Source organism: Kluyvera sp. 142486 (genome assembly GCF_046569695.1).
Lineage (GTDB): Bacteria > Pseudomonadota > Gammaproteobacteria > Enterobacterales > Enterobacteriaceae > Kluyvera.
In genome coordinates, this window is record NZ_JBKHUI010000006.1 from 181080 (window position 1) to 194334 (window position 13255).

Consider the following 13255-nt stretch of genomic DNA (forward strand, 5'->3'; position numbering starts at 1 on the left):
GCTTTTGGCTTAATAGTTGTCAGAATAACGATAGTCTTATTAACGGAAAGGAGCCTGCGGTGAAACGTGAATATCCTGTTTTTGAGAAACTGTGCCATGAGCTTGGGCTAGCACATCTGGCAAGCGATCGGGTGATGTTCACCGGCACAGAACCGGTCTATCCAACACCGTTTGCTATCGGAGAAGCGGCCGCCTCTGCGCTAGCGCTACAGGGGCTGATGCTCGACGTACTGCGGGGCAAACAGCAGAAGATTACCGTCGATTGCCATAGCGCGGCGGCCTCAACCCACGCGGTCACCTTCCAGCAGCAGTACGGCTATAACTGGCAGTACAACGACCCGGACTACCCTACCACCGATTTCTATCTCACCGCCGACAACCGCTGGATTTTCCTGCACGGCGGCTATCCGCGTTTGCGTGATGGCATTCTGGATATTCTCGACGTGCCCAATAACCGTAGCCGCGTAGCGCAGACCGTGGCGAAATGGGAGGCGCAAAAGCTGGAGCAGACCATTGCCGACGCCGGGCTGTGCGCCGCTATTGCCCGCAGTCGTGAAGAGTGGCTGGCACATCCGCAGGGGCTGGCGGTGAGCCAGGAGCCGCTGATTCGCCTGACGCGGTTGACCGATAGCGCACCGAAAGCACGCCGTTACGATACACCACGGGTGCTGAAGTCGCTGCGCGTGCTGGACGCCACTCATGTGATCGCCGGGCCAACGGCAACCCGCGGACTGGCGCAGATGGGCGCCGATGTGCTGCACCTCTCATCCCCCTATCGCCCGCGTATTTTGCCGTTCGACGTTGATACCAACCACGGCAAACGGAACGCATATCTGGAACTCTCCACTACCGAAGGTCGCGAGACGGCGGCGAAGCTTGTCCGCGAGGGCGATGTGTTTGTGCAAAGCTATCGTCCCGGTGCGCTCGCCCGCTATGGTCTGAGCGATGAAGAGATGGCGCAGATCAATCCCCAAATCATTACGGTTAACCTGAACTGCTACGGCCACCGTGGGCCGTGGAAATCGCGGCCTGGCTTCGAGCAGCTTGCTCAGACCGTGACCGGTATGGCGGTGGCACAGGGCGGCGCGGGCCAGCCGGCGCTGGGGCCAACCTATCCGAATGATTATCTCAGCGGCTATCTCGCCACGCTTGGCGTGTTGATGGCGCTGGAGCGTCAGCGTAATGAAGGCGGTGCATGGCGTGTAGATGTGTCATTGTGCCGGACGGCGACGTGGCTACAGCAGTTGGGAAGGATGGCGGATTATCAGACTATTGCGCCACCGAGCGAAGCGGCGATTACCCGTTGTATGGTGACCGAGCAGGGGCCATTTGGCGAGCTGCGCTATTTTAACAGTGCGCTGGAACTGGAACAGACGCCGATGGCGTTTGCGCTGCCGGCCATGCCGTTAGGAGCGCATCGCGCGGCGTGGTGGTAAGGCTCCCGGGGCCGCTGCGCTCGTCCGGGCTACCTGCAATTTGTAGCCAGGACGAGCGCAGCGGCCCCGGGAAAACGCTTAACTGCTCGTTAGTGCACCCTGATATTTATGCAGCATCGACACCAGCCGTTCGACCGGCTGGGTTACCTGTTCAGGCGCTTCCCAGACCCGCAGTTTTTCCTGATAAACTCCCAATTCTTCCAGCAAGCGCGTGAAGTAGTATCGGCGTTTGTCATCGCTGCTGGCAGAGATCACCTTGTCAGCCGTGCGGCGCAGCTGGCGGTGAAACGCCGACAGATCGTCATTCACCGGAATAGGTGCATCGCGCAGGCGCTGGTGCGCAATAATCAGCGTCAGTGCCAGGCGGAACTTGGCGATATCACCGGGGAACTTGTTCAGCAGCAAGAACAGCTGCTGATAGAGCCCCGGCAGGTGGTTCTCTTTCCGACGCGCCATATTGGTGGTCATCGCTGACACCGCCGCAAACACAAACTGGTTCAGCAGCACGCGCCCGGTACGCAGGCGGGAGTTATCGCGGATCAGCAAAATGACGATAAACGCCATGAAGCAGCCGACAATCTGCCCTAACGCGCTATCGAGAAACTGGCTGAAGTGGAAGGTCATCGGGTTATCCAGCACCAGAATGTTGATGGTACTGGCCAGCGCCCCCATCGAGCCCAGCCGCCGTTTTTGCACTTCAATACCGATAAAGAAGCACATCACCGCCAGGCTGATACACAGCAGCAGCATGCTTTGCTGGGTCGCGGGAATGATAATCAGGAAATAGAGCGCCCCCAGCGGCAGCGCTGCGATGGTGCCGTAGATAAAGTCTATCGCCACCATGCGCGGATTCGGCAGGCGCATCGCCAGCGAAGTGACCACGGCGATCATCACCATCGCCCCACTGCCGGAAGTCCAGCCGGTCCACAGCCAGAACAGAATGCCAAGCGCACAGGAGAGCGTGGTACGCCAGAAGTTAATCATCGCGTGGTGACGCTCGGCGGATTCCGGACGCACCACCACTTCACTTTGCAGAATTTCTTCTTCACGGGCGCTGATTTTGGCATTGCCAATCACCCCGCGCTTAAGCAGCAGATAGCGCGTCGCGGCCCCCACCCAACTGTAAATCGTTACCGGTGTATCGTGCTCGCCGGTCCACGCCAGCACCCGGCGCATCCGTTTAAGCTGACGATGAACATCCTGCACCGTTTCAACTGGCTCTTCGAACAGTTCGCGATAGGCGTCGGTGACCAACTCAGGACGCGAGTTTTGCATGATGAAGGTTTCACAGGCCTGGGTCACCATGGTCAGCGAAACGGTGTTCAGCGCCTTCAGGCGGCGATTAGCCCACGCCCAGCGCGAAGACTCCATATTCAGGTTGCCACGCATCCCTTCCAGCGCCGCCGTACGACGCAGCAGCGCCAGCCAGGCTTTGTCCATTTCATCACTGTCGCCGTGCTTAATACACAGTTGCATCAGGCGATATTGATCGATAAGGATACCGTCGAGCTCGTTATCGATCTCTTTTTTGATCGATCGCGGCGAAAACAGGAGATCGGCGACGATCGCACAGATAATCCCCAGCACAATCTCGCTGCAGCGCTCGACGGCAAACTGCGGCGTCAGCAGCGGTTCAGCCTGAATAGTGATGACGATAATCAGCGCCGTGTAGCCGGATAGCCCCCAGGCGTAGGAGTTTTCAACGCGCACCAGCGACGAAATCCAGGTACAGAAACCAGCCCAGATACTGCAGACCAGCAGCATCAGCAGCGGTGCGCGAATCATGGTGATGATAATCACCAGCGCGGCAATACAGCCGATAAAGGTGCCGACAATACGCAGCATCCCGCGATAGCGGATCGCCCCTGCATAGGGTTCCCCACCGGCGGCAAAGGCCGGGCCAGCCGCCACGATGGCGGCAGTCAGTACCGCCCAGCGGGGCGTTTCAAGCTGAAAGTGAAAGCCGACAAACAGCGCCAGCACCACCGCGCACGCCAGTTTGACGGCGAAGCGAATGTGCTGGTTGGCAATACTAAAAATGCCCATGGCGATTAACCGAACTCACGCAGGCGCAGCGCCAGCTTCTGGAAGAAGCTCATGCGGCTGGCATCGCGATCTTTCTCACCGGTAATGACCACCGTGGCGGTAGTACCTGCAGGCCACAGGTTGCCCGTCTCTTCATCCAGACGAATACGCACCGGCACACGCTGGGCCAGACGAACCCATTCAAGGTTGGAGTCGATGGTCGCCATCCCTTTGCTGTCGACGCTGCTGCTGGCGTTAGTCACGCCGGCCGCGAAGCTATCGACGGTACCTTTAATCACATGGTTGCTGCCCAGCGGGGTAATTTCGGCACGGTAGCCCGGACGTACGCTTGAGAGCTTGGTCTCTTCAAGGTAAGCCATCACGTAGAAGGAGTGCTGTTTGACCAGCGCCACCGCCGTCGAGCCGCGGGTGATAAACTCACCGGCATAGACGTTGAGGTTAGTCACCCAGCCATCTGCCGGGGCACGGATCACCGTACGATCAAGATCAAGGCGCGCCAGATCGCGGGTCGCCTGCGCTTTAGCAAGCTGGTGCAGCACGGTTTGCAGAACGTTATTGGATTGGTCAATCTCTTCGCGCGACATCGCGATGACGCCCAGCTTATTACGACGCCCGGCCTCACGACTTTTTTCATCGGCCAGCGCTTTGTAATAGGCAACGTCAGCGTCAGCCTCTTCCAGCGCCTTCTTGTAGCGTGGCTGGTCAATGATAAACAGCACCTGATTTTTGCTAACCAGTTGGTTATCCTTGACCTGTACGTCGGTAATCAGGCCGGAAACGTCAGGGGCAATGGCGACAACGTCCGCGCTAAAACGCGCATCGCGCGTCCACGGAGATTCGGTGTAATAGACCCAGGCGCGGAAAATTGCGATGAACGCCAGGATGACCAGTATCACCGTAATAGCGGTGCGGGAGATTTTTCTTGTTAGTGTTTTCACATCTACCTCAGACGAACAAACGTGATATTAGATAAAACAGGCAGCAGTACAGTGCGGTGTTGAACAACGCAGGATGCCAGACAAAGTCGTAGATCCCGGTCGGCGTCAGCACGCGACGCACCAACCAAAAAATGGCGAGCGATAAGAGCAGCTCAAAGAAAATCGGCGGGAATGAGAGACCGAAAATCACGATGACAGGAAACAGGCTCATGTTGACCTTACTAGACTAGCGTGCAGGTGAGATTGGAACTTTAATTATTCAGCTAACAGTATTTTAACGTAACTGTTATCGCCTTATCTACATAGTGTGATGCAAATCACTTTTAAGCCAGAGTGAACAATGGAACGACTAAAACGGATGTCGGTGTTTGCCAAAGTGGTCGAGCAAGGCTCCTTTACCGCCGCGGCGCGCCAGCTACAAATGAGCGTTTCGTCCATCAGCCAGACTGTCTCTAAACTGGAAGATGAGCTGCAGGTCAAACTGCTTAACCGGAGTACTCGCAGCATTGGCTTAACCGAAGCCGGTAAAATTTACTACCAGGGCTGCCGCCGTATGCTGTTCGAAGTTCAGGATGTTCACGAGCAGCTTTACGCCTTTAACAACACGCCAATTGGTACGCTGCGCATTGGTTGTTCTTCAACTATGGCACAAAATGTCCTCGCCGCCATGACGGCGGAGATGCTGAAAGAGTATCCAGGATTAACCGTGAATCTGGTGACGGGTATTCCGGCACCGGACCTGATTGCCGACGGCCTGGACGTGGTGATCCGCGTGGGCGCGCTGCAGGATTCCAGCCTCTTCTCCCGACGCCTGGGCAGCATGCCGATGGTCGTCTGCGCGTCGAAGAAATACCTCGCGCAGTATGGCGTGCCCGAAAAGCCGGCGGACCTCAGCAACCATTCGTGGCTGGAGTACAGCGTGCGTCCGGATAACGAATTTGAGCTGATCGCTCCTGAAGGGCTTTCTACCAAGCTGCTGCCAGAAGGGCGATTTGTCACTAACGATCCTATGACCATTTCCCGCTGGCTGGTTGCTGGTGCGGGCATTGCCTACGTGCCGCTGATGTGGGTGATCAATGAGATCAACAGCGGTGAACTGGAGATCTTATTCCCGCGCTATCAGTCCGATCCGCGCCCGGTGTACGCGCTGTATACCGAAAAAGACAAGCTGCCGTTGAAGGTGCAGGTCTGTATTAACTATCTGACCGACTATTTTGTGGAAGTGGCGAGGCTGTTTCAGGGAATGCGGGGAAGAAGGAAGGAATAGTCGTAGGCCGGATAAGCAAAGCGCCATCCGGCAGAACGCAGCGCATTGCCGGATGGCGCTTTGCTTATCCGGCCTACAAAACAGACATCAATGCACCTCATAATGGGGTGCATTTTTTTCAGATCAGGCGGTGCCGCCCACCGTTAAATTGTCCACTTTCAGAGTTGGCTGGCCGACGCCAACCGGCAGGCTCTGGCCTTCTTTGCCACAGACGCCCACGCCGTTATCCAGCTTAAGATCGTTACCCACCATGGAAACCTGCTGCATGGTTTCGATGCCGGAGCCAATCAGCGTCGCCCCTTTCACCGGCTTGGTCACCTTACCATTTTCAATCAGGTAGGCTTCCGAGGTGGAGAAGACAAACTTACCGGAGGTGATATCCACCTGGCCGCCGCCAAAGTTTGGCGCGTAGAGGCCGTACTCGACGGATTCAATGATCTCCTGCGGCGTGGATTTCCCGGCCAGCATGTAGGTGTTGGTCATACGCGGCATCGGCAGGTGCGCGTAGGATTCGCGACGGCCGTTACCGGTAGGCGCAACGCCCATCAGACGCGCGTTAAGTTTGTCCTGCATATAGCCTTTGAGGATCCCGTTTTCGATCAGCACGTTGTACTGACCCGGCGTCCCCTCATCGTCGATCGCTACGGAGCCGCGACGGTCAGACATCGTGCCATCATCAACGATAGTACAGAGTTCAGAGGCCACCAGCTGGCCCATCTGGCCGCTGAAGACCGAAGTACCGCGACGGTTGAAGTCGCCTTCCAGACCGTGGCCGACCGCTTCGTGCAGCAGTACGCCCGGCCAGCCTGCGCCCAGCACGACCGGCAGCGTACCCGCAGGCGCAGCAACCGCAGAGAGGTTTACCAGCGCCATGCGCACCGCTTCTTTCGCCCAGGCATCAGCGCGCACTTCACCGTCGAGGTCGGCAAGGAAATAGTCATAGCCAAAACGACCGCCGCCGCCGCTGGCGCCGCGCTCGCGTTTACCGTCCTCTTCCACCTGCACGCTAACCGACAGGCGTACCAGCGGACGCACGTCGGCGGCCAGTGTACCGTCGGTCGCGGCAACCAGAATCAGTTCATAGACACCGGTCAGGCTCGCCGTCACTTCCTGCACGCGGCTGTCCGCCGCACGCGCGACGCTGTCAACGCGGCGCAGAATATCCAGCTTCTCTTCGCGGGTCATGCTTTGCAGCGGGTCCAGCGAGGTATAGAGCGCAGGATGTTCTACCGCCCCCAGCGTCTGCACTTTACCGTTACCGGCATCGCGCACGATGGTACGCGCTGCCTGCGCGCTCTGTTCCAGCGCCAGCAGGCTAATCTGGTCGGCATAGGCGAAGCCGGTTTTCTCACCGCTCACCGCACGCACCCCAACGCCCTGGTCGATATTGTAAGAACCATCTTTAATGATGCGATCTTCTAAAACCCAGGATTCGTGGTAGCTGGACTGAAAATAGAGATCGCCATAGTCCAGACGACGCTCCGTGAGTTGACCAAGAATGGCGAACAGATCCTGATGGTTCAGGCCGTTCGCTGCCAGCAATTGTTCACTTACCAGGTTTAGACTCATTATTTCGCTACTCGTTAATGGCCCGCGCGCCACACGCATTTCGGGCCGGTATTCCGGGTGTTTGTCTTATGACATTGAGGCAATTCAAGGCTTGCGTCAAATCATGGCTTTTTGTCGCTGCGCGCCTGGCGCAGCACTTCGTTAATTTGTGGCTTATCAATCGGGCCGGTGATGCGATAGCGTAGTATCGACACTTTGTTCCACAGCGGCCCCAGCACTTTGGTCGCGGCAAATACCGCGGCACCAATAATCGGGTTCACTGCGAACGCCGTCGCTACGCTGACCGTCGCCGAAATTTCCGGCGCAACGATAGCTTCCATATCCAGCTCGCGGCGCACCAGGTTGACCGACCCTTTCATGGCGATATCCGCCTCCAGGCCGTCCACCAGCGTATCATCCGTGTTCAGTACGCCGTCTTTGATCCACGCGGTGCTGCGGATGGAGTCAAAGTAGAAGCCTTCACTAAAGGTGTCGCTAAAGTCAAAGCGCAGCTTACGCAGCAGCGCATCAACGCTCAACAGACGCAGCAGTTGCCCGGCATGTCCGGTCGAAAGATCGGTGAACTGCCCTTTGCCAACGTGCGATTTCAGAATGCCGTTAAGCGAAGCGACGTCCGGCTGCCACGGTTTATCGCGCCAATGTAAATCGTAGTCTACATCAACGGAAGAATCGCGAATCGGCGTCGAAACCCCGAAGAAAGCCGTGGCATCATCAATCTTGTTGCCATGAATTTTGCCTTTCAGCGAGGTGCGCTGCCCGGAAGGCGAGTTCACCCACACGCCATCGGCAGTTAAGCGACCAAAGCCGGTATCTACCAATCCATTAGCGAGGGTTAAGGTGTCGCCCTTGACGTTGAAATCACCGTCGATACGGCCATACTTCTGCCCCCACAGCCAACATTCGGCGCAGCGCAACTGCAGATCAGGCCAGCCGCGGAAATCGATGGCGCTGCTGGCAGCGGTGATGCTGGTCATCTCGCTTGAGGCGGCCTGCGCCAGCGGGTTCGCTGATGGGTTGTAGTAGAGATAGCGCACGGCGGCCTGCCAAGGCGCGTGGTTTTTCATCGTCAGGCTGGCGTTAATTTCACGCCCCTGAGCTTCCACACGGGTGCCGTCTACCGTCGGCTGAGACACCACGCTCAGGTTATTCCACTGCTGGCCCGCAAAGGTCAGTGACGGGGTGCGCAGCGTGACGTTCTGCGGGAACGCAGCCGCAGAGCTTACGCCATCGGCCGCGCCGTGCTGGAACAGCGCCAACCACTGCGCACCGTCCATTGGCGGCATATTCAATTCAACGCCCGGCGTTTGCGGCAGCGGCGGAATCGTCCGGCTATCCGAAGCCCAGATAGCGCTCTCCAGCGTCAGCTTTTTCCCCAGCAGCCAGCGGCTATTGAGATGGTTTTCTGGCCCGACGTTACCGGTCAGGTCAAAGCTATGTAAGTTCCCGTCGACGTTGAGCTTCACGGGCAGCGGTTTACCCGCCGCTTTATCTGCCGGAGGCGGTAAGCTACTGCTCACATTTTGCAGATCGCTGGTGATGCCGACCTTGTAGGTTGCGCTGCCGTGATACGGCAGTTCAATGGCGACGTTACCTTTCCACGGCACGCTGCCTTTAAGCGCGTCGTTAAGCTGTTTTGGCAGCACACCCGTTTTCGCCGGCTGCCAGTCCGCCTGCATGTTGACGCCCACCTGATAGGATTTGTCGCCCTCTTTGGTGGTGAAATCAACGTTAAGCGGCTGATTGAACCAGGTCGCGGTCAGCGGCTCGCTCGTCAGGTTACCGTTATCGAAACTAAAGCGACCTTTGAGGTTATGCAGCGTGCTGTCGAGCGGTTTGATAAACAGGCTGTTGTTGTTCAGCGCAACGTTCCCGGTCGCTTTTACCAGCTCACCGTCCAGCGGAATATCTAGATGTAAGCGGGCGCTCACATCGCCATCAAGCTGGAGTTCTTCAAGGGTCGCGCCGAGAGATTTGTCGAGCGGCGTCTGCTGGAAATACGGGCCGACGGCTTTGCCTGGGCCATTGATATCAGCATCAATCAGCAATTTCTCTTTGGCGTAGTCCGGAATCGCCGCGTCGAGATTGCTGGCGGTTACGCCACCGAGCGCCGCTTTATCCGCCTTCATCCACAGGCCGGCATTGATAAAGTTAAGCTCGATATTCAGGTTGGTCAGCGCAGGCCAGTCTGGCTGGAAGGCGAAGGTCGCATCGTGCAGCGGCACATAGACCTGGAACTGGCCTTCGTTATGCTCGTACGGGAACAGATGTGGGTTGCCGCCGTAGACCAGCGTGGCGTTCTCCGCCTTACCGGCTTTGATAGCGCCGCTCAGGTAGTCAACCAGCTTCGTCCCCATCAGGTTTTCCGGGAAGTAGCGCCAGGCCTGACCGCCGTCATCGGTGCTGATACCGGCCAGAATCCCCAGCCAGGGCTGATCGTCCTTCGGCTGCAGATAGCGGAAACCACCGGCGGCGCGAACGCCCGTCGCCGTCACGTCAATGTCACGCCCATCGAGCATGAACCCTCTATCGTCATTGACCCAGTTGAGGGTCGCAGCGCCTTTGGCAATCTCCAGCGGCGCGCGGAAGACGTGTTCGTACGGCATCTTCGCGTCTTTCATCGCCACATGCAGCGAACCATTCTCTACGCCGCCGGTAATGTACCCGGAGACGTTCTCAGCGCCGGGCAGCAGCCTCCACTGCTTCCAGCCGAGGTTATTCCAGCTCGCGTTAAAGCGCGTTTTGCCGGTGTCCTGCAGCGGGATATCAATTGCCAGCGTATCGACCATGCCAGCAGGCTGGGCGGTGCGCCAGATATCGGCAACTTCAGGAGAGAGTTTTTCAGCAATCGGCAGCAGGCCGTTCAGCCCTGCGGGTGAAAGATGGCTGGCGCGAATGCGCAATTCGTCACTGCGCTGATTATTCGGGCCACCCACCTCTTGCGCCGGGATCCACGCCAGCGCCAGCGCGCCGCGTGGCCATGGCGTATCGTCGATGGTGATACGGGTATCAGGAATACGAAACTCCCAGCCCTCTTTTTCACGCGACAGGTGCGCAGTGAGGTTATCCACGGCCAGATGATGTTCCTGCTGGTCGCCCTGCCAGCTGGCACCGCCCTGCTTAAGGAGAACGTCGCCGCTGGCGATTTCGCCTTTATCCAGCGAAGCCCAGCCTTCAAGGCTGAAGCGGGCGCTGGTCAACGCAATGTTGTCCTGCATCCACTGACCGAGCCACGGCTTCACGTCGATATCGTCGGCCTGAAGCCATAAGCGCCCTTTGTTCAGCAGGCCGTTTTCATCACGCAGGTCCATACGAACCTTCATCACCCCGTGCTGCCCGGTAAGGCTGGAGAGGCTAAGTTCCCCTTCGGCACGGTGGCGGTTGTCATCGTTCACCCAGGTCAGTTGGGGAATAGCCAACTCGGCGCGCTGCCCGGAGAGGGTCAGGAAGCTTAAGTGGCTGTCGCGAAGGGTGAAGTGGTCAAACTGGCGCAGGAACAGATCGCCGAGGCGATCGCTCTTAAGGCTATCGCCACCGTCGTTATTTTGCAGCGGAGTATTGGTATGAATTTGCAGCTGCCAGAAGGTCAGCTCGCGAAACTGCCAGCGCATGTGCAACAGGCTTTGCCAGACATCCAGCGCCATGGAAGCGCGTTTGATATCCAGTGTGCCGCCGTCGTGCATGGCGACATGAATATCGCGCACGTCCAGCGTCGGGCCAAAGTTTTGCCAACTGGCATGTAACTGAGAAGCGGACACCGGCAGCCCGGTCACCGCTTCAATTTTGGTCAGCAGTTCAGGGCGCCATTTATCCAGATGCGGCAAGGCGAGACGCAGGCCGCTCACCAGCAGCGCGACAACGACAATCAGTGTGGCTACGGTGAGCAGTAAAATCCCCGGCAATCGCCTCACGCATCTCTCCTTGGGTCGCAGCAGGCTGCGAAATTACATCATAACCACATCAAACTGCTCCGGGTTATAGAGCGGTTCAATCTGAACTTTAACCTGCTTACCGACAAAAATTTCCACTTCCGCCAGCGCGTGGGACTCTTCGCCTTTCAGCGTTTCGGCCACGGATGGAGAAGCGTACACCAGGAAGCGATCGGAATCATAAGCGTGATGCACGCGGACGATTTCGCGCATAATTTCATAGCACACCGTCTCAACGGTTTTCACCGTACCGCGACCGCTACAGGTCGGACATTCGGTGCACAGCACGTGCTCGACGCTTTCACGCGTACGCTTACGGGTCATCTCAACCAACCCCAGCGGCGAGAAGCCGTTAACGCTGGTTTTGACGCGGTCTTTGCTTAGCGCCTGTTCCAGCGAGTGCAGCACACGGCGGCGATGGTCTTCATTATTCATATCGATAAAGTCGATGATGATAATGCCGCCAAGGTTACGCAGGCGCAGTTGACGCGCAATCGCCTGAGTAGCTTCGATATTGGTGTTGAAAATGGTGTCATCAAGATTGCGGTGGCCGACAAAGGCCCCGGTATTGATGTCAACGGTGGTCATTGCTTCGGTCTGGTCAATAACCAGATAACCACCTGACTTGAGCTCAACCTTACGCTCCAGCGCACGCTGGATTTCATTCTCAACGTCGAAGAGATCAAAGATAGGCTGACGACCGCTGTAGTGCTCAAGCTTACTGGTCATTTCCGGCATATATTCAGCCGTGAATTCCATTAACGCTTCGTAGGTCAAACGGGAGTCAACGCGAATTTTATCCAACTGGGCGTCAGCAAAGTCGCGGAGCACACGCTGTGCCAACGCCAGTTCACCGTACATCTGGTAGCGAGTCTGCGGGCGCTTCTTACGCTCCATGACCTTGGTCCAGACGCGTTTAAGGTAAGCGGCATCAGAAGCTAAATCCTCTTCACATACCCCTTCTGCTGCGGTACGAATGATAAAGCCGCCCTGCTCATCGCAATAATCCGCGACCACTTTCTTTAAGCGTTCACGCTCGGCTTCACTTTCAATACGCTGCGACACGCCGACGTGCGAAGCGCCGGGCATAAAGACCAGATAGCGGGAAGGTAAGGTGATGTCGGTGGTCAGACGCGCGCCTTTGGTTCCCAGCGGGTCTTTCACCACCTGAACCATCAGGTCCTGGCCCTGACGCACCAGTTCAGAAATATCGCGGACGGTGAACTGCTTTTGCTCTTCACCCGCCACGCATTCGGTATGCGGCATAATATCGGAGGCGTGAAGGAACGCCGCCTTATCGAGACCAATATCTACAAAAGCCGCCTGCATACCCGGTAAGACACGACTAACACGACCTTTGTAGATATTGCCTACTATTCCGCGTCGCGCTTCACGCTCAATATGAATTTCCTGCAAAATGCCGCCATCGATATACGCCACTCGCGTCTCCGATGGCGTCACGTTCACTAATAGTTCAGCCGTCATGTGTATCCCTTTTTTCACGTAGCGAGTTAAAGTTACTCAGCAACTCATACGTTTCCACCAGCGGTAAGCCGACTACGGCGTGATAGCTGCCATTTATCTTCCTGACGAAACAGCCACCCAGCCCTTGAATACCGTATGCACCTGCTTTATCTAAAGGTTCGCCGCTCGCAACATAGTCTGCAATGTCCTCCTCGGAAAGTGTCCGGAAGGTCACTTCAGTCATCACTAAACAGTCGAGCGTGTGCTGGCTATCAGCCAGCGCAACGGCGGTCATCACCTGATGGGTTTTCCCTGACAGCTTACGCAGCATCGCTGCCGCATGAGCCGTATCGCGCGGTTTTTCCAGCACTTCACCGTTGAGGACAACAATCGTATCAGCCCCGAGAACAGGAAGGTCGTGGCGGGTTAACGCAACGCCTGCCTGCGCTTTCTCGCGCGCCAGACGCGCCACGTACTGCTGCGCCGGCTCTTGTGGGCGACGCTGCTCTTCAATGCCGGGAACGACTTTCTCAAACGTCATGCCTAGCTGAGTGAGAAGTTCCTGGCGACGCGGGGAACCTGAAGCAAGATAGAGAGATACCATAACGA

Annotated in this window: 9 protein-coding genes; 2 read left to right on the top strand and 7 right to left on the bottom strand. The window is 57.2% G+C overall.

Annotated features, from left to right (window positions below):
* Nucleotides 1-59: 59 nt before the first annotated feature.
* Complete coding sequence (locus ACLGE8_RS09270; RefSeq protein WP_410998074.1) at nt 60-1436, top strand: CoA transferase; 1377 nt, start codon at nt 60-62, stop codon at nt 1434-1436.
* Nucleotides 1437-1514: 78 nt separating this feature from the next.
* On the opposite strand, the gene aaeB is transcribed toward ACLGE8_RS09270, so the two are convergent.
* From aaeB to aaeX, 3 genes are read right to left on the bottom strand one after another with little or no spacing between them, the layout of a single operon-like run.
* Nucleotides 1515-3482, bottom strand: coding sequence for a p-hydroxybenzoic acid efflux pump subunit AaeB (aaeB, locus tag ACLGE8_RS09275; protein ID WP_410998076.1), 1968 nt, complete (start codon nt 3480-3482; stop codon nt 1515-1517).
* Nucleotides 3483-3487: 5 nt separating this feature from the next.
* Nucleotides 3488-4420, bottom strand: a complete 933-nt coding sequence (aaeA, locus tag ACLGE8_RS09280; protein ID WP_410998078.1) for a p-hydroxybenzoic acid efflux pump subunit AaeA — start codon at nt 4418-4420, stop codon at nt 3488-3490.
* 7 nt (nt 4421-4427) lie between these two features.
* A complete protein-coding gene (gene aaeX, locus ACLGE8_RS09285) occupies nt 4428-4631 on the bottom strand; it encodes a p-hydroxybenzoic acid efflux pump operon protein AaeX (RefSeq protein WP_035891204.1) in 204 nt (67 codons plus the stop codon).
* A gap of 129 nt (nt 4632-4760) precedes the next feature.
* Here aaeX and aaeR point away from each other — a divergent pair, with 129 nt between their 5' ends.
* Entirely contained in the window at nt 4761-5687 is a 927-nt protein-coding gene (gene aaeR / locus ACLGE8_RS09290) for an HTH-type transcriptional activator AaeR (protein WP_220440870.1), read from the top strand.
* A 123-nt stretch (nt 5688-5810) separates the two neighbouring features.
* On the opposite strand, the gene tldD is transcribed toward aaeR, so the two are convergent.
* The 4 genes from tldD to ACLGE8_RS09310 all read right to left on the bottom strand — a co-directional run bounded on the left by tldD (nt 5811) and on the right by ACLGE8_RS09310 (nt 13250).
* Nucleotides 5811-7256, bottom strand: a complete 1446-nt coding sequence (gene tldD / locus ACLGE8_RS09295) for a metalloprotease TldD (RefSeq protein WP_410998080.1) — start codon at nt 7254-7256, stop codon at nt 5811-5813.
* Nucleotides 7257-7357: 101 nt separating this feature from the next.
* The gene (gene yhdP, locus ACLGE8_RS09300; protein WP_410998082.1) at nt 7358-11164 is read right to left on the bottom strand and encodes an AsmA2 domain-containing protein YhdP; all 3807 of its coding nucleotides are present in this window, start codon (nt 11162-11164) and stop codon (nt 7358-7360) included.
* 33 nt (nt 11165-11197) lie between these two features.
* Nucleotides 11198-12667, bottom strand: coding sequence for a ribonuclease G (gene rng / locus ACLGE8_RS09305; RefSeq protein ID WP_185669796.1), 1470 nt, complete (start codon nt 12665-12667; stop codon nt 11198-11200).
* Nucleotides 12657-13250 (bottom strand): Maf family protein, encoded by a 594-nt coding sequence (locus tag ACLGE8_RS09310; protein WP_185669795.1) that lies wholly within the window; start codon nt 13248-13250, stop codon nt 12657-12659. The genes rng and ACLGE8_RS09310 overlap by 11 nt, the downstream gene beginning before the upstream one ends.
* Nucleotides 13251-13255: the final 5 nt, after the last annotated feature.

Bases quoted from the DNA above. Each gene is read 5' to 3' on its own strand.
- rng (WP_185669796.1), bottom strand. From the start codon at position 12,667: ATGACGGCTGAACTATTAGTGAACGTGACGCCATCGGAGACGCGAGTG.
- aaeR (WP_220440870.1), top strand. From the start codon at position 4,761: ATGGAACGACTAAAACGGATGTCGGTGTTTGCCAAAGTGGTCGAGCAA.
- aaeB (WP_410998076.1), bottom strand. From the start codon at position 3,482: ATGGGCATTTTTAGTATTGCCAACCAGCACATTCGCTTCGCCGTCAAA.
- ACLGE8_RS09310 (WP_185669795.1), bottom strand. From the start codon at position 13,250: ATGGTATCTCTCTATCTTGCTTCAGGTTCCCCGCGTCGCCAGGAACTT.
- aaeX (WP_035891204.1), bottom strand. From the start codon at position 4,631: ATGAGCCTGTTTCCTGTCATCGTGATTTTCGGTCTCTCATTCCCGCCG.
- tldD (WP_410998080.1), bottom strand. From the start codon at position 7,256: ATGAGTCTAAACCTGGTAAGTGAACAATTGCTGGCAGCGAACGGCCTG.